At 64.1% G+C, this 25541-nt stretch carries 19 protein-coding genes; 4 read left to right on the top strand and 15 right to left on the bottom strand.

Features of this window, described 5'->3' with window-relative positions; translation table 11 throughout:
* Positions 1-161: 161 nt before the first annotated feature.
* Entirely contained in the window at positions 162-1259 is a 1098-nt protein-coding gene (locus ACF8K2_RS19130; RefSeq protein ID WP_186554395.1) for a sugar diacid recognition domain-containing protein, read from the bottom strand.
* A 162-nt stretch (positions 1260-1421) separates the two neighbouring features.
* Here ACF8K2_RS19130 and ACF8K2_RS19125 point away from each other — a divergent pair, with 162 nt between their 5' ends.
* The 3 genes from ACF8K2_RS19125 (at position 1422) to ACF8K2_RS19115 (ending at position 6523) form a co-directional block, all read left to right on the top strand.
* Positions 1422-2750, top strand: a complete 1329-nt coding sequence (locus ACF8K2_RS19125; protein ID WP_392466952.1) for an MFS transporter — start codon at positions 1422-1424, stop codon at positions 2748-2750.
* A gap of 138 nt (positions 2751-2888) precedes the next feature.
* A complete protein-coding gene (locus tag ACF8K2_RS19120) occupies positions 2889-4424 on the top strand; it encodes an FAD-dependent oxidoreductase (protein ID WP_392466949.1) in 1536 nt (511 codons plus the stop codon).
* 173 nt (positions 4425-4597) lie between these two features.
* Positions 4598-6523 (top strand): sigma-54-dependent Fis family transcriptional regulator, encoded by a 1926-nt coding sequence (locus ACF8K2_RS19115; protein ID WP_392466946.1) that lies wholly within the window; start codon positions 4598-4600, stop codon positions 6521-6523.
* A 46-nt stretch (positions 6524-6569) separates the two neighbouring features.
* Here ACF8K2_RS19115 and aldA read toward each other — a convergent pair whose 3' ends face one another.
* Entirely contained in the window at positions 6570-8003 is a 1434-nt protein-coding gene (aldA, locus tag ACF8K2_RS19110) for an aldehyde dehydrogenase (RefSeq protein WP_392466944.1), read from the bottom strand.
* A gap of 7 nt (positions 8004-8010) precedes the next feature.
* On the bottom strand, positions 8011-10203 hold the full coding sequence (locus tag ACF8K2_RS19105) for a PQQ-dependent dehydrogenase, methanol/ethanol family (protein ID WP_392466942.1): 2193 nt from the start codon (positions 10201-10203) through the stop codon (positions 8011-8013).
* 302 nt (positions 10204-10505) lie between these two features.
* Between ACF8K2_RS19105 and ACF8K2_RS19100 the strand changes: the two genes are divergently transcribed.
* Entirely contained in the window at positions 10506-11513 is a 1008-nt protein-coding gene (locus ACF8K2_RS19100; protein ID WP_392466939.1) for an aldo/keto reductase, read from the top strand.
* 43 nt (positions 11514-11556) lie between these two features.
* Here ACF8K2_RS19100 and ACF8K2_RS19095 read toward each other — a convergent pair whose 3' ends face one another.
* From ACF8K2_RS19095 to benC, 12 genes are all read right to left on the bottom strand, one after another.
* Positions 11557-13794 (bottom strand): NahK/ErcS family hybrid sensor histidine kinase/response regulator, encoded by a 2238-nt coding sequence (locus ACF8K2_RS19095; protein WP_392466936.1) that lies wholly within the window; start codon positions 13792-13794, stop codon positions 11557-11559.
* The gene (gene nosP / locus ACF8K2_RS19090; RefSeq protein ID WP_392466933.1) at positions 13724-14875 is read right to left on the bottom strand and encodes a nitric oxide-sensing protein NosP; all 1152 of its coding nucleotides are present in this window, start codon (positions 14873-14875) and stop codon (positions 13724-13726) included. Before nosP ends, ACF8K2_RS19095 begins: the two co-directional genes overlap by 71 nt.
* A gap of 149 nt (positions 14876-15024) precedes the next feature.
* Positions 15025-15726, bottom strand: a complete 702-nt coding sequence (locus ACF8K2_RS19085; protein WP_392466931.1) for a TraX family protein — start codon at positions 15724-15726, stop codon at positions 15025-15027.
* A 2-nt stretch (positions 15727-15728) separates the two neighbouring features.
* Complete coding sequence (locus ACF8K2_RS19080) at positions 15729-16820, bottom strand: metal-dependent hydrolase (protein ID WP_392466929.1); 1092 nt, start codon at positions 16818-16820, stop codon at positions 15729-15731.
* A gap of 93 nt (positions 16821-16913) precedes the next feature.
* Positions 16914-18164 carry an OprD family porin gene (locus ACF8K2_RS19075; RefSeq protein WP_392466927.1) on the bottom strand — a complete coding sequence of 417 codons (1251 nt, stop codon included), beginning with the start codon at positions 18162-18164 and terminating at the stop codon, positions 16914-16916.
* A 74-nt stretch (positions 18165-18238) separates the two neighbouring features.
* Positions 18239-19441, bottom strand: coding sequence for a benzoate/H(+) symporter BenE family transporter (locus ACF8K2_RS19070; RefSeq protein WP_392466921.1), 1203 nt, complete (start codon positions 19439-19441; stop codon positions 18239-18241).
* Between the two features lie 295 nt (positions 19442-19736).
* The gene (gene catA / locus ACF8K2_RS19065) at positions 19737-20663 is read right to left on the bottom strand and encodes a catechol 1,2-dioxygenase (RefSeq protein ID WP_392466919.1); all 927 of its coding nucleotides are present in this window, start codon (positions 20661-20663) and stop codon (positions 19737-19739) included.
* Positions 20664-20703: 40 nt separating this feature from the next.
* On the bottom strand, positions 20704-20994 hold the full coding sequence (catC, locus tag ACF8K2_RS19060) for a muconolactone Delta-isomerase (RefSeq protein WP_392466917.1): 291 nt from the start codon (positions 20992-20994) through the stop codon (positions 20704-20706).
* 28 nt (positions 20995-21022) lie between these two features.
* Positions 21023-22144 carry a muconate cycloisomerase family protein gene (locus tag ACF8K2_RS19055; protein ID WP_392466915.1) on the bottom strand — a complete coding sequence of 374 codons (1122 nt, stop codon included), beginning with the start codon at positions 22142-22144 and terminating at the stop codon, positions 21023-21025.
* Between the two features lie 31 nt (positions 22145-22175).
* Positions 22176-23504 carry an MFS transporter gene (locus ACF8K2_RS19050; RefSeq protein WP_392466913.1) on the bottom strand — a complete coding sequence of 443 codons (1329 nt, stop codon included), beginning with the start codon at positions 23502-23504 and terminating at the stop codon, positions 22176-22178.
* 54 nt (positions 23505-23558) lie between these two features.
* On the bottom strand, positions 23559-24320 hold the full coding sequence (locus ACF8K2_RS19045; protein ID WP_392466911.1) for a 1,6-dihydroxycyclohexa-2,4-diene-1-carboxylate dehydrogenase: 762 nt from the start codon (positions 24318-24320) through the stop codon (positions 23559-23561).
* A gap of 190 nt (positions 24321-24510) precedes the next feature.
* Entirely contained in the window at positions 24511-25521 is a 1011-nt protein-coding gene (gene benC / locus ACF8K2_RS19040; protein WP_392466909.1) for a benzoate 1,2-dioxygenase electron transfer component BenC, read from the bottom strand.
* Between the last annotated feature and the right edge of the window lie 20 nt (positions 25522-25541).

The raw sequence follows: 25541 nt of genomic DNA, 5'->3' as shown, positions 1-25541 counted from the left end.
AGATAGCCGCATGCTGACAGTTGCGCCGCGCAGGGGCCTCGGTCGGATGCACAAAAGCCTGGCTGGGTTGTTTGGGCATATGCCTTTGCACGGGTGTTTGGGGTTGCTTGGGCTGCCCTCATCGCGGGGCAAGCCCGCTCCCACGATAATCAGCCGAGCTATTACTGCGCAGGTAACAATTGCAGTCCCAAGTACAAGCTCAGCATCCCTTCCAGACGCTGCGGGTCGACCTCGCTCAGCTCGGCGATGCGCTCCAGGCGGTAGCGCAGGCTATTGCGATGAATCCCCAGCGCCTCGGCACAGGCCTGGCTCTGCCCATCATGCGCGCACCAGGCGCGCAGGGTCGCCAGTAACTGGCCACTGGCATCCTTGGCGCGAATCCGCTGCAACGGCTCAAGCAGCTCATCCAAGGCATCATCGTTGCGGTGGCGCCAGAGCAAGGTCGGCAAGCGATAACGCGCCAGGCTCAGCAGCCGCTCGCCAGGCAAAACCTCGCGGCCATAGGCCAACAGGTCACGTACTCGCCGATAGCCTTTGCGCAACTGCTCCAGGCTCTGCGCCGGTTGCCCCAGGGCCAGGCGCTGCACCTGCCAGCCGTGGCGCTGCAAACGCTCGAGCAAACGCTGTTCGTCCAATACCAACCCGGCTGGCCGGCACCACAGCAACGACTCGCGTGCGGGGCTGACGCACCAGCTGTCTGGGTAACGGCTCATCAGCCAGGCCGACAGTGCCTCCGCCGGAGGCCCGGAGTGCAACTCGAACAGGCACGGCACCCGCGCCAGTTGTGGTTTCAGGCCTAACTGCTGGGCCTCGTCCAGCAACCGCGTGGAGTCGCCGCTACTGCCCAGCAGCAAGGCCAGCAGATCATCACAGCGCTGGCGCCGCCATTGCTGCTCAACTTGCAGGTGGCGCTGGGCAAGCAGCATCTCGGCGGTCATGCGCACCAATTCGCCGAAGGTGCGCAGTTGCTGCGGATCGCCAGTCAGGCCGAGCACGCCGATCAAGCGGCCATCGAGCATCAATGGCAGGTTCACCCCAGGTTGTACGCCCTTGAGGCACTTGGCGGCTTCACCGTCCAGCTCGACGATACGCCCGTTGGCCAGTACCAGCTGGGCGCCCTCGTGACGGGTATTGATCCGCTCCGGCTCGCCACTGCCCAGGATCAGGCCCTGGCTGTCCATGACGTTGACGTTGCACGGCAAGATGGCCATCGCCCGATCGACGATGTCCTGCGCCAGGTCATGGTCCAGTTCGAACATTCAACGATCCTTGCAGTGATAGGATTTGGGCCGCAGCACAGCAGCCAGCGCACCGACCTGTGCAAAAGCACAAAGACAGCCGCGCCGCGGTCCCCGAGACTCGTCAGGGCGAGCGCCGGCACAGGCGACGCGGCGACAACCATAACAACAGAGAACCCGATCATGGCACACAGCCCTGCCCCTGACCAAGGCCAAGACATCAGCCGCAATGCGCTATACCGGCGCATCACCTTGCGGTTGATTCCGTTCATTTTCATCTGCTACCTGTTCAACTACCTGGACCGCGTCAACGTCGGCTTTGCCAAGCTGCAGATGCTCGACGCACTGAAATTCAGCGAAACCGTCTACGGCCTCGGCGCCGGGATCTTCTTCATCGGCTACGTGCTGTGCGGCCTGCCCAGCAACCTGGCGCTCAACCGCTTCGGCCCACGGCGCTGGATCGCGTTGATGATGATCGCCTGGGGCAGCCTCTCGACCTGCCTGCTGTTCGTCACCACCCCCACCGAGTTCTATGCCCTGCGCCTGCTCACCGGCGCTGCCGAAGCTGGCTTCTTCCCAGGCGTGGTGCTGTACCTCTCGCGCTGGTTCCCGGCCGATCGGCGTGGGCGGATCATGGCCCTGTTCATGTCGGCGATTCCGGTTTCCGGCCTGCTTGGCGGGCCGTTCTCCGGCTGGATCCTGGAACACTTCGCTGCCGGCCAACATGGCCTGGCCGGCTGGCAATGGATGTTCCTGATCCAGGGGCTGCCGACCGTGGTGCTGGGGATCCTGGCGATCAAGCTGCTCAGCGATGGCTACCACAAAGCCGCCTGGCTGAGCCCGGCCGAGCGTCAACTGATCGAAGCCGACCTCAAGGCCGATGCTGCCAGCAAGCCGGCCACCAGTGGCGATAGCGTGCTGTCGGTGTTGACCAATCCGCTGATCTGGACCTTCGGTTTCGTCTATTTCTGCATCCAGAGCGGGGTCTACGCGATCAACTTCTGGCTGCCATCAATCATCAAGAACATGGGCTTCGACAACCCACTGCTGATTGGCTGGCTGAGCGCCATTCCGTACCTGCTGGCGGGCGTGTTCATGATCATCGTGGGCCGCTCGGCTGACCTGCGCAACGAGCGTCGCTGGCACTTGGTGGTGCCGATGCTGATGGGCGCCATCGGCCTGCTGATCGCGGTGAACTTCGCCGCCAACCCGACCATCGCCATCCTTGGCCTGTCGATTGCCACCATGGGCGCGCTGACTGGCCTGCCGATGTTCTGGCCGATGCCTACCGCGCTGCTCAGCGCCGGGGCTGCCGTCGCGGGGCTGGCGATCATCAACTCGGTGGGGCAGATGGCGGGCTTTCTCAGCCCGTACCTGGTGGGCTTCATCAAGGACCAGACCGGTTCCACCGATGCAGCGCTGTACTCGCTGGCCGGCTTGATCGTGGTCGGCAGCCTGGTGGCGTTGCGCGTTACCCGTAGCGGTGCGCTGAAGGCCGCTCGCGCCAACTAAAGCGGTTTGCGAGCAAGTCGCTAACGACTTGCCCGCACACTTGCCGGTTTAGCCCCTGCCCCCGTCCAATCGTCAGTTCGCTGCACCCTCCTCCCGGCAAAGGCGTCCAATGACCTACAAGGTCCTTGGAGAACGCTCATGACCCAGCACGCCGTGGCCCGCCTAGAACAGCTCGAACAACAGCGTCCCTTGCGCGTACAGTTCGGCAGTGAAGAGGTGATCCTGCTCCGCCAGGGTGACCAGGTACACGCCTACCAGGCCAACTGCCCCCATGCCGGCGCACCGCTGGAAGAAGGCACGGTGTACGGCGGGCTGCTGATCTGCCCCTGGCACAAGGCCGCCTTCGCGGTGGATGAAGGCGCCGTCTGCGAGCCCCCCGCCCTGTGCGACCTACGCCGTTACCCCACCCAGGTCAAAGGCGGTGAGGTCTGGGTCGACGACCAGCCGCTACCTGAAACCCAACCCCCGCGACACAGTGATGCGCGTTGCTTTGTGGTCATCGGTGCAGGCGCTGCGGGCTGCGCGGCCGTTGCCACCCTGCTCGGCCACGGTTTTGGCGGCTGCCTGGTGTGGATCGATCAAGAGCGCCACCCCGCCTACGATCGAACCTCGCTGAGCAAATTCGTCATTGCCGGCGAAATGTCGCCTGATGAAGTTCCAGCCTTGCTGGAGGCGGATGATCTGCGCCAAGGCCATCTGCAACGTGTGCACGGCAAGGTGCGTCTGCTCGATACCGGCAAACGCCAGGTGCTCCTCGCCGACGGCCAGCGCATCAACTATGACCACGCGCTGCTGGCCACCGGCGGCAAACCGCTGCGGCCCGATATCGCTGGGGTGCAATTGAGCGGTGTGTGCGTGTTGCGCTCGCGCGACGATGCCGCGCACCTGCTGGACAGTGCCGAGCCAGGCCAACCCGTGGTGATCGTCGGTGACGGTTTCATTGGCCTGGAAGCGGCCTCGGCCCTGCGCAAATATGGGATGCAAGTGCATGTGGTGAGCCGTCACCACGTGCCATTGGCCAAGCAACTGGGCGAGCGGATTGGGCGCAGCATCCGCGAGCTGCACCAACGCAAGGGCGTAATCTTCCATGGCCCGACCGAGGTTGAACGCATCGAGGGCAGCGACAAGGTCGAAGCCGTGCTGCTGGCCAATGGCGAACGCTTGCCGACCTCGTTGGTGCTGCTAGGCACCGGGGTGAAACCGGCCACCGCGTTCATCCAAGGTGTGCAGCTGGCTGACGACCATTCTATGCGGGTAGACGCGAGCATGCTGGCGGCAGAGGGCCTATGGGCCGCCGGCGACATCGCCACCTTCCCCCTCGCCGGCCAGCCAGTGCGCATCGAACACTGGCGCCTGGCCCAGCAGCACGGAGTGATCGCTGCGGCCAATATGCTTGGCGAGCGTAGCCGCTATGACGACGTGCCGTTCTTCTGGACCTATCAGCATGGGCGAACCTATGAAGTGCTCGGGCATGGCCGCAACTGGAACCGGATCGAGTATGTCGGCGAGCCGGAGCAAGGCGATTTCATTGCCTTGCAGTGTATCGATGACCAGGTCGAGGCTGTGATCGCCAAGGGCTACGGGCAGGCGATGGCGGTCTTGTCACAGCGCATGAAGCGGCCACTATCAAGCAAAGATGCGCGGGCGTTGATCGACGCTTGGCCGGAGGGTTGAGGTTGCCTGTACTGGCGCCATCGCGAGGCAAGCCCTCTCCCACACGATTGTTGTCGCGGAGTAACTACCCACACGCCCACTGCGCCCGTGCACCCTTGGCCACAACCAGCTATGGTTTCCCTCTAATCCGCCATTCGAAGCGGCCCCAGACAACGACAATACGGGAAGCGCCCATGCCCGCGCACACCGCTGATACCCGCGCCAGTGAACTGGCCGCCTTTATCGACTGCCATTTCGCCGAACGCGGCCTGGCGCCCGAGGCGCTGATAGCCGAGTCCTGGTACCGCAGTATCAACCAGCACCGCCTCGACCCTAGCCTGCGCCATGTCGACAATATCCTCAGCGCCGCCGAGATCCGCCAGCACCAAGCCCAGCACCAGGCTTACCTGAGCATCGCCGGGCAAGGTGTCAACGGCCTGGCCCGGCGCGTGGTCGACGCCGGTTTCGCGGTACTGCTCAGCGATGCCGATGGCATCACCCTCGACGCCCGCCTGCCCCAGGACCCGCAACGCTATACCCGCGCCGGGTTGATCGTCGGGGCACGCTGGGACGAGTCGATCGCTGGCACCAACGGCATTGGCACTGCGTTGGCCTCGGAGCAGGCACTGACCATCCACCGCCAAGAGCACTTTCTGGCGGCCAATGCCCGGCTCAGTTGCTCGGTCTCACCGATTTTCGATGCGCAGAACCAGTTGCTCGGCTGCCTGAACGCCACCTGCCTGCACAACGAAGGCCCCAAGCAAGCCCAGCACCTGACCCTGCACCTGGTGATGCTGTATGCGCGGCTGATCGAAAACACCCATTTTCGCCAGTGCTACCGCGATCGCCTGACCCTGGCGCTCAAAGCGCATGACGACATTACTGATCTTGCCAACGAGCAGTTGCTCGCGCTGGACGAAGGCGGCCGGGTGATCGGCGCCAATCGCGCAGCGTTTCTCGCCCAGCCCGGCCAGTTGCTCGGCCAGCGCATCGAGCAGCTGTTGCCGGCCACCATCGATGAGCTGCTGGATCTCACTCGCGGTGGCGCACGCGGCACCCAGCTGCGCGCGCCGAACAGTGAGCACATCATCGAAGTGGGCCTGCGGGTGCCGGCAGGCTACGGCCAGCAGGCAAAACCCAGTCGGCCCGCTGCAGTGCCAAGCCACCCGGACCTTGAACAACTGGCCGGTGGCGATGCCCAGCTGCAACAAGGCGTGCGCCGTCTGCGCAAGGTGCTGGACAAAGACATCTGCATCCTCATCACGGGCGAAACGGGCACCGGCAAAGAAGCCTTCGCCCGCGCTATCCACCAGGCCAGTCAGCGTCATGCCGGGCCTTTCGTCGCCCTCAACTGCGCGGCGATCCCCGAATCGTTGATCGAGAGCGAGCTGTTTGGCTATCGCAGCGGCAGCTTCACCGGCGCCAATCGCAAAGGCATGAAGGGCAAACTGGAACTGGCCAATGGCGGCACGTTGTTCCTCGATGAGATTGGCGACATGCCCGCCCACTTGCAGACCCGCCTGCTGCGGGTGCTGGCCGAGCGTGAATTGCAGCCGTTGGGCGCCGAGACGGCTGTTGCCTTGGATATCCAGGTGGTGTCTGCAACGCACCAGGACCTCAGCGCAATGATTGACGAGAAGCGTTTTCGCGAGGATCTGTACTATCGCTTGTGCGGGATGCGCGTGTGCTTGCCGGCGCTGCGCGAACGCAGCGATCGTGGGCAGTTGATCGAACGGGTGTTGGCGCGCTTGCCGGGAGGCGCCAGGGGTCGTCTCAGTGACGAAGCTCGGCAGTGTCTTGAGGGGTATGCGTGGCCGGGTAACGTACGCCAGTTGCTCAATACCCTACGCTATGCGCTGGCTTTGGCCGAGGATGGGCTAATCGAGTGCGATTGCTTACCAGAAGAGCTGCTCACCCGGCCAGTTGCGCGGGTAACGCCTGCCCTGGGGCTGCGCCTTGGCGACCAGGTCGGGGATGCCGAAGCCAGGCATCTGCTGGGTGTTCTGCGTAACGAGCGGTGGAATATCAGTTCGGCGGCCGAGGCGGCGGGTATTTCCCGCTCGACCCTTTATCGCAAGATGAAACGCTACGGGATCGTACCGCCGAACCTGGTCGAATGACTGGGCCGGCCTCTTCGCGGGCTTGCCCGCGAAGAGGCCAGTCGTATCAGCCTTGGATATAGACCACCTGGGTACGGGTGTATTCATACAAGCCATGCTTGCCATCCGCCCCACCGATCCCCGATTTGCGCGTACCGGCGTGGAAGCCCTGCATGGCCTCGAAGTTCTCCCGATTGATATAGGTCTCGCCAAAATCAAGCTCGCGGCTGGCCTTGAGCGCTGCATTGAGGTCGCGGGTATAGATCGACGAGGTCAATCCGTACTCGCTGTCGTTGGCCAGTGCGATGGCCTGGTCAAGGTCGTCGATAACCTGGATCGGCAACACCGGGCCAAAAATCTCTTTGCGCATGATCTCCATGTCCGCCGCGCACCCGGCCAGCACCGTCGGCTGATAGTGGAAACCCGCCCCCAGGTCCGCCCCCTGCCCACCGGTTACCAATTGAGCGCCCTGGCCAACGGCGGTACGCACCATCTGCGCGACCTTGTCCAGGCCGGCCTGGTTGACCAGTGGGCCCATGTCCAGATCGCTGTCCTTGGATGGGTCACCATAGCGGGTGGCGGCCATGGCATGGGCGACTTTGTCGATGAACGCATCGGCCACCCCGCGCTGCACATACACGCGCTCGGCGCAGTTGCATACCTGGCCGGTATTGATCACCCGTGAGGCAACGATGGCGCGCACTGCCAGGTCAAGGTCGGCGTCAGCCAGGACGATGGCCGGTGCCTTGCCGCCGAGCTCAAGGTTGAGCTTGGTGATGTTCGGCGCTGCCGCCGCCATGATCCGCGCACCCGTAGCCACGCTACCGGTGAAGCTGACCAGGTCGATACCGGCATGGCTGCTCAAACCCTGGCCGACACTGGCACCGCTGCCGCCGACCACGTTGAACACCCCAGCCGGCAAGTCGGTTTCAGCGACCAGCTTGGCGAACTCATAGCAGTTGATCGGCGTCTCCTCGCTCGGCTTGATGACGATGGTGTTGCCGGTCAGCAAGGCCGGCGCCATCTTGCGCGCGATAAGGAAGAAGGGAAAATTCCAGGGCAGGATCCCGGCCACCACGCCCAAGGGCTTGCGCAGCAGGAAGATGTGTTCGTTGGCGCGGTCGCTGGTCAGTACCTCACCTTCCAGGCGGCGCGCCCATTCGGCCATGTAATCCAGGTAATCGGCGGTGAAGTTCACCTCTATCATGGCCAAGCCGGCAACCTTGCCCTGCTCCTGGGTGATTGTGCGGGCCAAGCGCTCGGCGTTGGCGCGCACCTTGCTGGCGATCTGGCGCAGGTAGCCTGCGCGCTCGATTGCAGGCTTGGCTGCCCAACCCTTTTGCGCCTGGCGAGCGGCGGCAATTGCCCGCTCGACCTGCTCTTTGGAAGATTCGGGCACCCTGGCCAGTAACTGGCCATTGGCCGGGTTGAACACCTCGATCAGTTGCTCACTGGCGACAAAGGCGTTGTCGATGTAGTTCTGATAGATCGCGTCGTGCATGGTCGTCTCACTCCTTGGGATTGTTGTCAGCCAGCGGCGTAGCGGCGCTTGGCTTGGCGCTGAAGCGCTGCCAGGCAGTGCCTTCGCCTTTGAGGTCATGGGCGCGCTTGATCAGGTATTGATGCACCTGCTCCACCTGCTCAGGTTTGAGCGCATCGGCGAACGACGGCATGCCATCGGGCACCCGGCCGCCATAGAGGATGCCGAGGAACATCTGGTGTTTTTCCGGCGTCAGCTTGCGCAAGTCCGGCAATACCCCGCCGCTCACTGCGTGAATGCCGTGGCACTGCGAGCAGTTACCGTCATACAGCGCAGCGCCGGCCGCCACGGTCTGCTCATCGGCGCTAAGCGCGGGCGGCTCAGGCGCGTCGGCCGGGGGTGGTGGTTCGCGCAGCACCGCGTTGCCACCAATCTTGTAGGTCAACACCTGGGAGAACGGCTGCACCCCGGCACGCAGCGACAGCGCGCCGGCGAAGGTCGAGAACGCTCCGCCCCAGCCGGCCATGAAGGTCACGTACTGTTCGCCGTCCACCGAATAGGTGATGGGTGCGGCCATCACCCCGCTGGCAGCGGGCGATTCCCAGAGTTTCTTGCCACTGTCGGCGGCATAGGCAATCACCCGCCCATCGGCGCTGCCCTCGAACACCAGGTTGCCGGCAGTGCTCAGGGTGCCGCCGTTGAAGATGGTGATGTAGGGCACTTCCCAGGCCGGCGCTTGCTTGACCGGGTCCCAGGCGATCAGCTTGCCCGACCAGGTCTTGGCCATGTCCAGCAGGCCATCCGGGCCTTCAGGCATCATCCCGGTACGCAGGCCGAGCTGATACACGCTCTTGAACGGGTTGCGCTTGGGCGCCTCGGGGATGTGCTCGTAGTAGGCCGACATGATGTGCGCCGGGATGTACACCAGCCCAGTGTTGGGGTTGTAGGACATCGGGTGCCAGTCATGCGCCCCCCAGAACGCTGGCGTCACCAGCTTGCGTTTGCCGTCTTTCCAGTAGGCGGCGGCCTGGTCATCGAAGATTGGCCGGCCGGTTTTCATGTCGATGCCCTTGGCCCAGTTCACCGGCACGATGTTCTTGGCCGATAACAGCTCACCGGTGGCCCGGTCGAGCACGTAGAAGAAGCCGTTTTTCGGGGCCTGCATCAGCACCTTGCGCTGCTGGCCGTTGATCGGCAGCTCGGCGAGGATCATGTGCTGGGTGGCGGTGAAGTCCCAGGCGTCGCCGGGGGTGGTCTGGTAGTGCCAGGCGTACTCGCCGGTATCGGCGTTGATCGCCACGATCGAAGACAAGAACAGGTTGTCGCCCTTGGCCTGGCTGCGCCATTTCGGGTCCCAGGTCGAGCCATTGCCAACGCCGATGTACAACAGGTTCAGCTCCGGGTCATAGGCAAATGAATCCCAGGCGGTACCGCCGCCGCCCTGTTCGACGAAGGCATCGCCGTGCCAGGTTTTGCTGGCAATCTCCATGGCCTTGTCTTCCGGCGGCAACTTGGGGTCGCCCGGCACGGTGAAGAAGCGCCAGGCCTGCTTGCCGGTCTCGGCGTCATAGGCGGTGACATAGCCACGCACGCCGAACTCGGCGCCACCGTTGCCGATCACCACCTTGCCGTTGACCACCCGCGGGGCGCCGGTGATGGTGTAGCTGCGCTTGTCGTCGTTGCGCGTGTCGACCGACCAGACGCGCTTGCCGGTCTTGGCATCGATCGCTTCCAGGCGCCCGTCCAGCACGCCGACATAGACCTTGCCCTGCCACACCGCCACGCCGCGGTTGACCGCATCGCAGCAGGCTTCGCCGGCGCGGTGGCGGTCCGATTGCGGGTCGTACTTCCACAGCAGCTTGCCGTTGCGTGCATCCAAGGCGTAGACCACCGAGAACGGGCCAGTGGTGTACATCACCCCATCGACCACAATGGGCGTGGCTTCCACCCCACGATCGAGGTCGAGCTTGTAGCTCCAGGCCAGGCCCAGTTGGTTGACGTTGGCATCGGTGATGTTCTTCAGCGGGCTGTAGCGCTGCTCATCGTAGGTGCGGCCGTGGCTCATCCAGTTGCCGGGCTCCTTGTCGGCATCGATGATGCGCTGGCCGTCGACCTGGGCGGCATAGGCCGGGCTCAGGCAGGCCAGGGCGAACAAGGCGCAGCCTGCGGTGGTCATCAAGGCACTGGGCAGGGGCCGGCGGTGCGGGCCTGATCGGGTCATCGGCGGATCTCCGTTTCTTGTTATTGGCGAAAGCTCAGGGCTGTCGACAACAGCAGGAGCAACGCCTGTGCCAGCGTCGCGCGATTGCCCTGAAACGCCGAGCCAGAGCGGTCTGTGCGTACACCTTGAGCACATTGCCCGCGACCACACTGAGCCATCGCTGACGCACCTGGCGCAGACCTGACACAGGTGTGTCATGCCCTTGGTCACAGTTGAAGCGTCAAGCCCAGCACCCTTTCAAAGCCTGCAGGATATGTGTAAAACAATCCGATCCCCCTGATGACCGGAAAAGGATCCAGCGCATGATCTACCGCCCTCTCGGCCGCAGCGGCCTGCAGGTTTCCGCCCTTACCCTGGGCAGCATGATGTTCGGTGAGCAGACCAGCACCGAGGATTCGCTACGCATCATCGACAAGGCCTGGGACCAAGGCATTAACTTCATCGACACCGCCGACGTCTACAACAGTGGGCGCTCGGAGGAGATCGTCGGTGAGGCGGTGGCGCGTCACCGCCAGGACTGGATCGTTGCCTCCAAGGCGGGCTTTGGCCCGGCAGAAGGTCTGCCCAACCGCAGCGGGCTGTCGCGCAAGCACCTGTTCAATGCCATCGAGGCAACCCTGACGCGCATGGGCACTGACTATCTGGACATCTACTACTTGCACCGCGAAGACCACAGGACGCCGCTTGAGGAGACTGTCCGGGCGATTGGCGAGCTGCTGGCGCAGGGCAAGATCCGCTATTGGGGCGTGTCCAACTTCCGCGGTTGGCGCATCGCGCAAATCTGCAACGTGGCCGAGCGCCTGGGCGTGGCCAAGCCGGTGGTGAGCCAGCCGCTGTACAACATCGTCAATCGCCAGGCCGAGCCTGAGCAGTTGGCGGCTGCGGCTTACCATGGCCTGGGCGTGGTGCCGTTCAGCCCGCTGGCCCGCGGCGTGCTCAGTGGCAAGTACGCTCCCGGTGCGCAACCCGATGCCGGCAGCCGCGCCGGGCGCCAGGACAAGCGCATCATGGAAACCGAATGGCGCCAGGAATCGTTGAGCATTGCCCGCAAGATCCAGGCCTACACCGAGGCCAAGGGCGTGGGGATGGTCGAGTTCGCCATTGCCTGGGTACTGAACAACCAGCTGGTCAGCTCGGCTATCGTCGGCCCACGCACAGAGGCCCAGTGGGATACCTATGCCGGGGCGCTGCAGGTCAAGGTTACGGCGGAGGACGAAGCCTTCATCGATACGTTGGTGACGCCGGGGCATGCCTCAACGCCGGGGTTCAATGATGTGGCGCATTACGTCAGTGGGCGGATTGCCCGATAGCTGCTCGGGGACCGCTGCAATGAAACGCGCAGCGGTCCCGGCTTTATACCTGCCCACCCAACAGATGACAGATAGCCGTCTTCAGCTTCATTGGCCTGACCGGCTTGTGCATCAAGGTATGGCCTAGCTCGCGCACCTGCTGCTTGAGCTCGTTGCTGTAGTTGGCGGTAATCATCAACACCGCAATCGACCGGTCGCGCCGCGCATTGATCGCGGCTACCGCCTCGATCCCGGTACGCTCATGATCCAGGTGATAATCGGCGATCAACAGCTCCACCCGCGCCCGCGCGATATTCACCTGCCGGGCCAAGTCCTCCTCGCTCAACGCCGTGGTCACCCTGCAGCCCCACTGCTGCAACAGGCTGCGCATCCCCTCGCAAATGGCCGCATCATTATCCAGCACCCAAATACGGACCCCCTGCAACGACTGCAACATGGGCATGTGCCCCACCAGCGTGTGCGCCTGGCGCGGCACGCGCCGGCAGCACGGCACTTCGATCGAGAACACCGAGCCCTTGCCGGGTTGCGAGCGTAACTGCACCGGGTGACCGAGGATGCCGGCAATCTTGTCGACGATGGCCAAGCCCAAACCCAAGCCACGGTCCTGATCGGGGCGCTGGGCCTCGCCACGTTTGAACTCCTGGAACACCTCGACGCACTTGTCGGCGGCAATGCCGATACCGGTATCCCACACCTCGATCAATACCTTGCGCCCACGCCGACGGCAGCCCAACAAGATCCGCCCTTTGGGCGTATAGCGGATGGCATTGCTGAGCAAGTTGCGCAAGATCCTCGCCAGCAGCTGGACATCGCTGCGCACGCGCAAACGGCTGGGTACATAGGCCAGGCGCAGACCTTCGCTGGCCGCCACCGTGGCGTATTCGGCGGCCAGGTTATCGAGCAAATCGCTCAGGGCGAAGCTGGCGACATCGGCGCGGATCACCCCGGCATCGAGCTTGGAGATATCCACCAACGTGCCCAACAGGTTCTCCACGCCATCGAGCGCATTGCTGACGTTGTGCACCATCGGCCCCACGCCCGGTTGCTCAAGCAAGGCGCTGGTGAACAGGCGCGCAGCGTTCAACGGCTGCAGCAGGTCGTGACTGACCGCCGCAAGGAACTTGGTCTTGGACAGGTTGGCCTGCTCGGCCTCGGCCTTGGCCTCGCGCAGGTTGGCTTCCATACGCCGGCGCTGGTCGATTTCGCGCAGCAGCTGCTGGTTGAGGCAGGTCAGCTCGGCGGTACGCTCATGCACCCGCAGCTCCAGGTGCTGATAGGCCTGGTGCAGCGCTTCGGCATGGGCATAGCGCTCGGTGATGTCGGTGAAGGTATTGACGAAGCCGCCAGTGGGCAACGGATGGGTGCGGATTTCCAGCATGCGGCCATCGAACAGGCGCTGCTCCAGCTCGTGTACCGGCTGGCCATGGTCATCGCGGCTGGCCGGTGTCAGCAGAGCCAGTTCACTGTCGGCAATCACATCGCAAAAGTGCCGGTGGCTGGCAATCGGCGCCAAGCCGCTGACCTCCAGAAACCTGCGGTTCCACAACTCCAGCACGCCTTCGGCATTGACCATGGCCAAGCCTTGCGACAGGTTGTCCACGGCGCGCTGGAGCAGGTACGACTTGTGCGCCAGGGCCTGCTCGCGGCGGTGATTCTCGCGCAGCTTGACCCGCGTGACGTCGGTGAACAGCATCACCCGCCCGCCATCGCGGGTGGGCCGCTCGCTGACCTGCAGCCAGCGCTCATTGCGCAGCCGATACAGCGGTTGCTCGTCGATGCTTGCCCGCGGCTCCTCTCGCAACAGGCTGTGCATCAGGCGTTTGACCTCCACCAGGTGCATACCGCTGGCCACCCGTAGCCGGCTATTGGCCCATAGGGCCTTGAAGCGGCGATTGAACAACACCACGCGCAAGTCTGGATCGAACAGCACAAAGGCATCGGAGATGCTCTCGATAGCGTCCACCAGGCGCTGATGCGCGGTTTCAGCGCGCTGGTGAGCCTCGCTGAGCAGCAGGTGGCTGGCCTTGAGCTCATGCAGCGCATGGTTGAGCGCATCGGTGCGCTCGCGCACCTGTTCGGCCAACACCACCGAATGCTGAAAGGCGGCAAAGGCATCGTCGGGCCGCGCCGCGCCGGATTCGAGGCGCTCGATCAGCGCGGCGTTGATCCGCCTGAGCTTGGCGTTGTCCTTGTGTAGCTGGGCGATCTGCTCAGCTGGCAAGAGGCTCGCGGGGCCGTCCGATGGCAACGCCGGTGAAGGTCTGGTTGATGTGCATGCCATTGAACTGTTCCCCATAGGTGTTGAAACCCAGCACCTGCTGCTCCCGCAAAAACGCCCCAACCTCGGCCACACCGCCCTCGCCTTCCAGCTCCAGGCGGCGCAGCACGCAGTCGCAACCAATGGTCAGCAGCAACGGGCCAAGACGTTGCCGCAGCCCGGCAAACAACGCCTGCAAGTTGGCCAGCAACGGGCCCGGGCGCATGGCGGTGAGGACGATGCCGTTCTCCACCGCACAGTAGAAACTCAGGCTACCGTCGTCATGCACCTGCTGGATGGCGCGCACGTAGTGCTTGTGGTTGATCCGCATCGCCAGCGGGTGGGCAGCGAACACGCGATGATCGAGCGCCGCTTGCGGCACACCGATCAGCTGCGCGTACTCCTGGGCGGCGGGCTCAGCGTTGAGTTCGTATACCCGACGTAACTGGCGATCGGCACGGGTGACCACCAGCTTCTCCTGGCGAGGTTGGATGTGATCGGTACTGAACACCTCGAACTCTAGCCAGGTATTGACCAGCAGCAACACCGCCGCGCCGCTGTGAAAGGCGCCGTCGAAATACACATGGGTACGGCTCAGATGATTGTCATCGCCCGCCGAACCGCCAAATTGCGGGATATCACCCAACGCTGCGGCCAAGGCGGCGAGCACCACCTCTTCGCGGCTGGAAAGGCCATCGAACAGGGTCAGGGCAAAACTATGCCCCTTGATCGGCGCCAGGCTGTTGCCGCGACACTCATCGACCAAGCGCGCCACCAGTGCCTGGGCGTCCAGCAGGCTGAAACCGGGCATGGCTTCCACCAGGCCGGCGGCGATGGAGAAATAGCGCCGATCAAAACCCAGCGCGGTAATGCAGCCACGCCCGTAACCCTCTGGGGTGAGCTCGCCAGCGCTGGTGCAGCCGACCAGGCGCACCTCGGCGAACTGCTTTTGCAATGCCGTAGCCAAGGCCGGCAGATCGTATTCGGCCGAGCAGAAGAACAGCACCAAGCCCAACTCGGCATGCAGCAACTGCTCGGCAAGCTCGCGCGCGGCCTGGGCGGCACTGCTGGCGCGCGAAAGTGCGCTGAGGACGCCTTCGCTCATGGTTCGGTTCCGTAGAGAGGGGAATGCCTTGGCGGCAGGATAGGCAAGCCAGGGGTTGGCTCGAATGCTACTTGGGTACTGGGTGGGGGTGGCATTGGTTGTACATATTCAAGACCCGGTCGCGGCGATCAGGCCCGTCAGCGTAACGGTCACAGCACCCCCTGCAACAGTTTGATCGCCAGCAGGTGCAGCGGATAGAACAGATAACCCCAGCGGGCGACACGCGGCACACGCCTGTAATCCTGCCTCAGCAACCAACACCCTGCTGGGATCGCCAAGGCGGCCACGCTCAGGATCAGCACGGAGATCGGCAACAGCGGGTGCTCGCGCAACCAACTGTTGGTCAGATTGCCAGCAACTGCCAGGGCGCACGGCAGCAGCCAGGTTGCGCCCCCACGGCTTCCGGCGACGACGACTGCAGCCGGCAGTAATACGCCCGGCAGGCCATACATCAGCTGATCGCTGTATACAGCGGCGAACAGTGCCGCGCCTGCCGCAAGCCAACGCGCTGCCGATGGGCGGTGATGTACGCCCCAGGCGACCAGCAGGCCTAGGGTCAGCGTAGGGATCACGTTGAACGTCGTCGAGCCGTTGTCCAGCCACCGGTACGGCGCCTCGGAAACTACCGAGAACACCAGCAACCAACCCAGATACCGGGCACTTGTGGCGCTCGGCCAGGCAAGCGGATGGCTGCGCCCAACGTTGATGGCCAAGGCCAGTGCAAACAACGGAAACGCCAGCCGGCCAATGATGAACAGGCCGTCAGCCTGCGGCCACAGGTAACGCAGGTGGTCGGCGACCATGGTCAAGATCGCCAGCCACTTGACCAGGTCCAACCCGGCCGAGCGCATGCTCAGCGGCCAGGCTCGGGCGCTGCGGCCTGGCCCAGGTACTTGGCGGTCCAGGCCGCCAGCGGCAGCGGTGGCTGCTGATCGAAGATGCGTCGCCAGATCAGCGCCAGGTCATGCCCATTGAACATCGAATTGGGCGCCGTGCCCGACCACGCCGACGGCGTGCCGACGATCCACTGCCCGTGCCCATCGCGGCGGGCCATCTGGAAGCGGAAGGTGTAGTTGCCCGGGATACCCATGCGCAAATCGGTCACCACCAGCGCATCGCCAACCACGTCATAGCGCAACCAGTCGCCGGTGAACCAGCGCAGGCGCTCGTGCAAGGGGGCGCCTTGCAGGGGCTTGGCCGCTTCCAGGTTGAGCGACTGGCGGAGCATTTCCGGGGGCTGGCGATCGAACGCGCTGCTGACGCCTTCGTAGTAATGGCCGTCCGCGGTCTTGGCCATTACCCGCCAGACCAGGCTGTTGAACGCGATAGGCACTGCACGCACCTCGCTTACGGCGATGCCCTGCTGGTCCAGTGCAGCCTGAAAGCGCGCCTCTGCGGCCATGCGACTGGCCAGGCCCAAGCCCAGGTAGGCGGTAGTCAACAGCAGCGTAGCCGTGAGCAGTGTAGTTGCCCTGCCCTGCAAGCCCTTGAACCCGGCGATCAGCACCGCTGCCAACAATGGCAAGGTGTAGACCGGGTCGATGATGAACACCGCCGCCCAGCTTTCGGGGGTGAAAGGCAGCGGCCAGAACAGCTGGGTGCCATACACGGTGAAGGCGTCGAGCACGGGGTGGGTGATCAGTACCAGCCAGAACGCCAGGAACAACCGTGGCCAGCGATAGCCTTTTTGCGGCCAGTAGCGCTGGCCAAGCCAACTCACCAGCCAGGCCAGCAGTAGTGCGAGGCCGGTGAGGACGAACACGGAATGGGAAAAGCCCCGGTGGTAGGTCATCTGCGACACCGGGTCGGCGTAGCGGATGATCACATCCAGGTCAGGCAAGGTGCCCAGGGCGGCGCCATAAAGCAGCGAGCGCCGGCCCTGGATGCGGCCGAGCACGCTGCCCTGCAGCGCGGCGCCGAGCACGGCTTGGGTGATTGAGTCCAAGGAAACGATCTCAAGTAGGTGGTTTGGGCAACCTACCTGCATCCTGTTCGACAGTGCAAATGCAATCGGCGTCCACGCCGAGCGTTGAACACTTCAGAACAACTGCCAGGTGTACACCAGGATCAGCCGATTCTCGTCGATATCGCTGCGATAGTTGGACCGCGCCATGGCGTTGCGCACGCGGATCCCCAGGCCCTTGAGCACGCCGCTTTGTACCGCGTAACCAATGTCCAGGTCGCGTTCGCGGTCCTTGCCCTCATAGCCCAGGCCGGTATCGACATTGTTACCGGTGATGTAGCGCACGGTCGCGGTCAACCCCGGAATGCCCATGGCGGCGAAGTTGTAGTCGTAGCGCAGTTGGTAGGAGCGTTCATCGGTGTAGGCGAACTCGTAGGTGGGCACCTCGTTGCCCAGCGGGGTGATGTTGGCGAACACCCGTGGGAATGGGCTGTCGCCATAGATGCCCTGATAGCCGACGTGGAAACTATGCCCGCCATGCTTGGCCGTCAGCAGCGAGAAAAACGCCTGGTTGTCGATCCGGCCGAGCAAGGCGTCGCCGTCCTCGCGGGCGGTGAAGTAACCCAGGTTGGCGCTGAGCAGCCAGTCGCCCACGGGCGTGTTGTGCTTGAGGCCGACGAAGCCCTGCTGGTAGATGTCCTGCAACTGGCCATACCAGAGGCTGGCGGAGGTCTGGTTGGCATTGAAGGCATAGTCGCCGCCCAGGTAGTTGAAGGCATCGCTGGCAGCCTGACGCATCGGCACATGGCCAAGCATGGCATTGAGCTTGTCGTCACCGCCTTCATTACGCAGGTGAGTGGACGACAGATGCCCTGCCTGCAAGGTCAGGCCAGCGAGTTCGGCAGAGGTGAGGCTCACGCCCTGGTAGGTCGGCGGCAGCAAGCGGATATCGCTGAAGGTCAGCACTGGCAGGTTGGGTTGCAATTCACCGACACGCAGCTCGGTTTTCGAGACGCGGGCCTTGAAGGTCGGTGCCAGGCGGCTGTACTCCCCCGCCGCACGGCCATCGCCATGCACCGGCAACAGGCCGGTGTTGACCCGGTCGGGGCTGCTGTCCAGGCGGATGCCGAGCAAGCCCAAGGCGTCCACCCCAAAACCTACCGGGCCTGGGGTGTAGCCTGATTTGAAGTCGAGGATAAAGCCTTGGGCCCATTCCTCGGCCTTGGATTGCGGGTTGGCGCCGACGATATCGGAGAAATCCCGGCTGAAATAGTAATTGCGGGCGCTGAGGCTGGCCTTGGCGTCTTCGAAAAATCCGCCTTCAGCGGCCAGCAGTGGTTGGCTGAGCAAGCTGATGCCCAGGGCGACACAAGGGGTATGGTTCATTGCGAAGCTCTCTATGATCTTGTTGTTATGGGTAAAGCGCTGCAATTACGGGGTTGTGCGTGCACAGGCTCCTTTCAGGGGCTACGGCGCAGGGCCGCGCCAGGTTGTCGTGGCCGGCCAATCGCCAGCAGCGCATGGGCGCCAAGGCCGAACAGCAGCCCCCAGAACGCCGCCGACAAACCGAGGAACGACACCCCGGATGCCGTTACCAGGAAGGTAAACAGCCCAGCATCACGCTCCTGCGGCTCGGCCAGGCTGCGCGCCAGGGCTTCGCTGATCGCGCCGTACAGGGCAAGCCCGGCCAGGGCGGCGATCAAGGCGGCGGGGAATGCGGCGAACAACGACATCAGGGTCGCCCCGGCAATGCCCAGCAGCAGGTACAGGGCGCTGCCCGAAAGCGCCGCGATATAGCGCCGGCGCGGGTTTTCGTGCGCTTCGCGGCCGGTGCACAGGCTGGCGGTGACTGCCGCCAGGTTGAGCCCGTGGCACGCGAATGGGGCAAGCACTAGCCCACCCACTGCGCTGGCCGTGATCAGGGGGCTGGCCGGCGTCGGGTAGCCGGCGTTACGCAGCACGGCCATGCCCGGCATGAACTGCCCGGTCAAGGCCACCAGCACCATCGGCACCGCCAGGCTGAACAGGGCAGCCAAGCTGAAGTGCGGCGTGATGAACTGCGGTGAGGCCAACTCGAGCACCAATGCTTCACTGCGCAGTTGGCCGCTCAATAGCGTGACCGCGGCGCCGACGCACAGCACAGCTGCCACGGCGTAGCGTGGTTGCAGCCGGCGCATCAGCAGGTACGTGACGAACATCGCCAGGACCAATGCGGGCTGTACCGGCAAGGCGCGGAATACTTCGATGCCGAAACTGAACAGGATACCGGCCTGCATGCCGGCGGCAATCGAGCCTGGCAGACGCGCGATCAGCCGGTCGAAAGCGCCGCTGACACCGATCAGCAGCAAGATCAGGTTGGCGAGCAGGTAGGCGCCGATGGCCTGCTCCAGGCCAAGCTGTGGCAAGGCGGTGACCAGCAGTGCCGAGCCTGGGATCGACCAGGCGATTACCACGGGCACGCGATAGCGCAGGCTGAGTAGCGCACCGAGCACGGCGCTGCCCATGGACACCGCCCAGACCCAGGAAGACAACTGGGCGTAGGTCAAGTCGGCGGCCTCGGCGGCATGGAAGATGATCACCAGCGGGCCGGCATAGGAGATCATCGTCGCGATCAGGCCAGCAACGATGGCAGACAGTGAGCAATCCTTGAACAGGTCTTTCATGTGACCTCTGGCAAGACATCGGGCCGGCCTGGTGGCTGGCTCTTGTTTTTGTATAGGGATGCAAGGGCTACGCCCTTGATCGCGGGGCAAGCCCGCTCCCACGCCAATCTGCTCCCACACATCGGCGTGGGAGCCATCGGCCGGCCTGGGTGACCGGCTCCGGTTTTTGTAGAGGGGGCAAGGGCTACGCCCTTGATCGCGGGGCAAGCCCGCTCCCACGCCAATCTGCTCCCACGCAAACGGGCTTGGCTGCAAGCAGGCCGGCGTGGGAGCGGGCTTGCCCCGCGATTGCCCCTTAGGCCTGCTGCAACGCCCGCGGCCGGCCACTGCGCTGTTCGGCGTCACTATCCGGGGCCTTTTGCAGCTGGAAGTCGAACTTGAGCTCGGCATAGCGCCCGGCCACACCCCGTGCGCCGTCCTCGCGGAACTCGACCTCACCGACCAGCCCATCACGGGTGGCATAGGCGAAGTCGTCCCACAGGTACTTGTCCCCGGCCAGGTTGATCTGGGTGGTCAGGTGCCGGTGGCCAGGCGCCGAGATGAAGAAGTGCACATGCGCCGGACGCTGGCCGTGCCGCCCCAGCAGATCCAGGCACTCCTGGGTCGGCCCCTGCGGATCGCAGCCATAGCCGGAGGGCACGATGGAACGCGCGCGGTAGCGCCCTTCAGCGTCCGTGACGATGCGTCGGCGCAGGTTGTACTCGGACTGGCTCTGATCGAAGAACGAATAGGTGCCACGGGTATTGGCATGCCACAGGTCAACCGTAGCCCCGGCCAGCGGCTGGCCGTTGGGGTCGAGCACCTGGCCTTCGAGGAACATCACCGTGGCCACGCCCTCCTCGCTGCCGTCATCCATGCGCACCTGGCCTTCGGCAAGCGGCGCACCGGCCACATACAACGGGCCTTCAATGGTCCGTGGAGTGCCGCCGGTGAGGCCAGCCTCGGCGTCCTTGGCGTCCTGCAGCAGGTCGAGGAAGTGCTCCAGGCCCAGCCCCGCCACCAGCAGCCCGGCTTCACCGCGCCCGCCCAGGCGATTGAGGTAGTCGACGGCATGCCAGAACTCGTCTTCGCTGATCTGCAGGTCCTCGATCAGCTTGGCGCTGTCGTGCAACACGCGCTGGATGATGCGCTTGAGGCGCGGGCTGCCTTGGTCATTGGTAAAACCGGCAGCCTGCTCGAAGAACTTCTGGATATCAGCAGTGTGGGAAATCTTCACGGTCATGATTGCGTACCTCTGTTGTTCTTGTGCGAGTCGGTGGAAATCAGCGGTCGTCGGCATGCACCGACGAGGGGTGGCGACACAGGCCGTCGACCTCGATGTCCATGTACGGGAACAGCGGCAGCTGCATCAGCGTGTCGTGCAGCGCCTCGACACTGGGCACATCGAACACGCTGTAGTTGGCGTAGTGCCCGGCGATGCGCCACAGGTGGCGCCAGGTGCCGTCGCGTTGCAGGCGCTGGGCCAGCTCCTTCTCATTGGCCTTGAGCTGGGCGGCTTTGGCCGGGTCCATATCGGGCGGCAGTTTCACGGTCATCTTCACGTGGAACAGCATGGGCAGTTCTCCTTCGATCAAGTCAGGTTCAGCGGCGGGCGAAGCGCGTCAGGCGCGCTTCATCCAGGTTCAGGCCCAGGCCCGGGATGCGTGGCACGTGCAGCTGGAAGTCGTGGTAGCGCGGCGGCTCGGTGACGATGTCCTCGGTCAGCAGCAGCGGGCCGAACAGCTCGGTGCCCCAGGTCAGCTGGCGCAGGGTGAGGAAGGCGTGGGCCGAGGCCAGGGTGCCGATGGCCCCTTCGAGCATGGTTCCGCCGTACAGGGCGATGCCGGCCGCCTCGGCGATCTGTGCAGTGCGCAGCACGGCACGGGGGCCGCCGTTCTTGGCGATCTTCAGGGCGAAGATGCTCGCGGCGCCGTCAGCGGCGAGACTGAAGGCATCCTCGACGCTTTCGATCGACTCATCGGCCATGATCGGCGCCGGGCTGCGTTGGTTCAGGCGGATCTGCCCGCCACGGTTGATGCGCGAGATCGGCTGCTCGATCAGGTCGATGCCGTTGTCGCCCAGCACCTGGCAGGCGCGAATGGCTTGCGACTCGTCCCAGTACTGATTGACGTCGACGCGCACGCTGGCGCGCTCGCCCAGCTCGCGCTTGATCGCCACCACGTGCTTGAGGTCCTGCTCCAGTGGGTTGGCGCCGATCTTCAGCTTGAACACGCGATGCCGGCGAATGTCCAGCATGTGCTCAGCCTCGGCGATGTCACGGGTGGTATCACCGCTGGCCAAGGTCCAGGCCACTTCCAGGCTGTCGCGCACGCGGCCGCCGAGCAGCTCACTGACGGCCAGGCCCAGGCGCTTGCCCTGGGCATCGAGCAATGCGCTTTCGATCCCAGACTTGGCGAAGGTGTTGCCCTTGGCCAACTTGTCCAACTTGAGCATCGCGGCATTGATGTTGTCCGCCGCCAGGCCGATCAATGCTGGCGCCAGGTGCGCATCGATGTTGGCCTTGATCCCTTCCGGGCTTTCGTAGCCGTAGGCCAGGCCGCCAATGGTGGTGGCCTCGCCGATGCCCTCGACGCCGTCGCTGCAACGCAGGCGCAGCACCACCAGGGTCTGCTGCTGCATGGTGTGCATGGCCAGCTTGTGCGGGCGGATGGTCGGCAGGTCGACGATAATCGCCTCCAGCCGTTCGATAGTCGGGCTTGTCATGCAGGGCCTCCAGTTGGCTAAAGTCACAGGGTCACGCCTGGGCCGCCGTGGCCAGGCCGTGGCGCCGGCTGCTGGCCAGGTGCACGGCCATGGCCAGCGCGGCAATCGCGCCGGGGATGGCAAAGGCGATGAAATTAAGTTGCAGCGGTAGGTTGATGCCCATGAGCGCACCGCCCAGCAGCGGGCCGACGATGGCGCCATTGCGGCCAATGCCCGAGGCCCAGCCAAGGCCGGTTGAACGCACCGACAGGCCGTACAGTTGCGCAGCGCCGGCATACAGCAGGATTTGCGTGCCGATGGTGGTGGCGCCGGCGATGAAGATCAGCAGGTACAGCACCGGCATCGGGCTGTTGACCCCTAGCAGGCTGATCGACACGGCCGCCGCGATGAAGAACGCGACCTTGACCTTGACCAGGTTGTAACGATCGCCCAGCCAGCCGCCGAGAATCGCCCCAGCCATGCCGCCAAAGTTCAACGCCAGCAGGAACGACAGGCTCGAACCCAGGCTGTAGCCGGCGTTGGCCATCAATTTCGGCAACCAGGAACTGAGCGCATAGACCATCAGCAAGCAGCAGAAAAACGCCAGCCACAGGGCCAGGGTGCGTACCGCCAGGCCGTCGCGAAACAGCTCCAGCACCGAGGCGCCCTTGCCTTTGCGATCGCTGGCCTGCAGTTGATCATCTGCCTGCACCTCACACTGTGGGTCCAGGCGTTTGAGCAGCGTGCGCGCCTCTTCGGTGCGGCCCTGACGAACCAGAAAACCAATCGACTCGGGTAGGTAGTAGAGAATCAGCGGCAACAGCAGCAAGGGCAGCGCAGCGGCGAAGAACATCGACTCCCAGCCAAACCGCGGCAGCAAGAAGATCCCTACCCCGGCCGAGAGCATGCCGCCCAGCGAATAGCCGCTGAACATGATCGCCACCAGGGTGCTGCGCAGGCGTTTGGGCGCGTATTCATTCATCAGCGCCACGGCATTGGGCATCAAGCCGCCGCAGCCAAGCCCGGCGATAAAGCGGTAGATGCCGAACTCGCTTGGGCTGCTGGCAAAACCATTGACAATGGTCGCGCCGGAAAACAAGGCGAAACAGATGGCGATGCCCTTCTTGCGTCCGATGCGGTCGGCCAGGCTGCCGAAGACCAAGGCGCCGAACATCATGCCGAACAGCGCATAGCTGCCCAGCGCACCGGCTTGCAGGGGCGTCAGGCCCCACTCCTTCATGATCACCGGCAATACCACGCCGTAGATGAACAGGTCATAGCCGTCGAAGATCAGCAGCAGGCCGCACCAGGCCATGACCATCCAGTGAAACGGGGTGAAGCGGGCATTATCGATGATCGGCTGGGCGTCAATTGTTCGCATGGCATCTGTCTCTGTTGTTTTTGTTGTGTGAGGTGAACCTTGCCGGGCAGGCAATCAGCCGAGATCGCCGCCCCCCACCGGCAGGGTTACGCCGGTGATGTAGGAGGCTTCATCGCTGGCGAGGAAGAGGATCGCGCTGACCTGCTCATCGATGCTGCCGTAGCGTTTCATCAGGCTGCTGTCGAGGGTCTGGGTGACGATTTGCTGGTACCAGGCCTTGTCTTGCTCGCTCTGCTCCGCGTCATTGCGCGGCACCCGGCGCGGCGGGGCCTCGGTGCCGCCAGGCGCGGTGGCGTTGACCCGGATGCCCCGGCCTGCGGTCTCGAAGGCCAGGCATGCGGTGAGGGCGTTGACGCCACCCTTGGCTGCGCCATATGGCACGCGATTGACTCCCCGGGTGGCAATCGACGACACGTTGACGATGGCGCCGCTGTTGCGTTCGAGCATGTACGGCAGCGCGGCATGGCAGCACCACAGGGTGGGGAACAGCGAGCGGCGGACCTCGGCCTCGACCTGCTCGACCTCATAGTGTTCGAACGGCTTGGCCCAAATGGTGCCGCCGACGTTGTTGACCAGGATGTCGAGGCGGCCGAAGGTCTCGACCGCCTGGGCCATGACCCGGGCGCACTCACTGTGTTGTTCAAGGTCGGCGGTGAGGGTCAGCATGCCCTCCCCGGCCAACTCATGGACCCATTCCGAACGGTCCACTGCAATGACCTGCGCGCCCTCGGCCTTGAGCCGCCAGCACACGCCACGGCCGATGCCTTGGGCGGCGCCGGTGACCAGGGCGACCTTGCCTTGGAATCTAGCGTTCATCGTTGCCTCCTTGTTGGCGCGGTCGTGGCAGCGGGCTTGCCCCGCGACTGGATCTGCAAGGCCATCGCCGGTGCATGTCCGTTCGCTATCGCCGGGCAAGCCCGCTGCCACGCCATCACCCACTGTGTGCTTCAGGTAATAAAAAAGAGGCCGCCAGCACCCGCACGATGCGGGCGGCCCCAACAAAGCTTCAGGCTGCTGCTGCGAACTTCTCGTAGTAGAAGTTGGCCGGGGTAATGCCCTGCTCGCGGATGTACTGGCTGACCGCCTCGACCATCGGCGGCGGGCCGCACAGGTACACGTCCACATCACCTTGGTTGAGGTGGCCCGGCTCGATGTGCTGGGTCACGTAGCCCTTGTGGGGATACTGGCTGTCGGGGTTGGCCACACAGGCGCTGAAGGTGAAGTTGGGGATGCGCGCAGCAAACGCCTGCAAGCGGTCCAGCTCGACCAGGTCGAAGTCGTTGGTCACGCCGTAGATCAGGTGCAGCGGGTGCTCGCTGCCGGCCTCGGCGATCTTCTCCAGCATCGCCGTGAACGGCGCCAGGCCCGTGCCGCCGGCCAGCAGCAACAGTGGCCGGTGGATCGCGCGCAGATAGAAGCTGCCCAACGGGCCAGCAAGGGTCATGCTGTCTCCGGTCTTGGCAAGGCTTGTAAGAAAACTGCTCATCAGCCCGCCCGGCACGTTGCGAATCAGGAAGCTGACCTCGCCATCCTTAGGCAACGAGCTGAATGAATAGGCGCGGCTCTGCTCGCTACCCGGCACCTTCAGATTGACGTACTGCCCCGGCAGAAACGCCAGGCTGCTCAGCGACTCGCCCTTGATCGACAAGGCGATGGTGCTTTCGGACAACTGCCGCACATCGCTGATGGCCGCCTCGAAACTGGCCTGCTCGGTCTTGCACAGCTGCGAGGAAGCCGGGATGCGCACGACGCAATCGGACTCGACGCGCATCTGGCAGGTGAGCACGTAACCCTGGGCGATTTCTTCCTCGCTCAAGGCATCCTCGATGAAATTGTCACCCAGGTCATAGCGGCCGGACTCGGCTTGACACTTACAGGTGCCGCAGGCGCCGTCGCGGCAGTCCAGCGGGATGTTGATGCCTTGGCGGTAGGCGGCATCGGCAACGGTTTCCTGGCCATCGGCCTGGATGAAACGGGTAACCCCGTCTTCGAAATTCAGTGCGATCTGGAAGCTCATGGTGCACCTCGCAGGCGAGC

It is taken from the genome of Pseudomonas sp. xss_2 (assembly GCF_043104195.1).
GTDB classification, from domain to species: Bacteria; Pseudomonadota; Gammaproteobacteria; order Pseudomonadales; family Pseudomonadaceae; genus Aquipseudomonas; species Aquipseudomonas urmiensis.
Note: the sequence above shows the minus strand (reverse complement) of the source record. Positions and strands in the feature narration are given on the sequence as shown.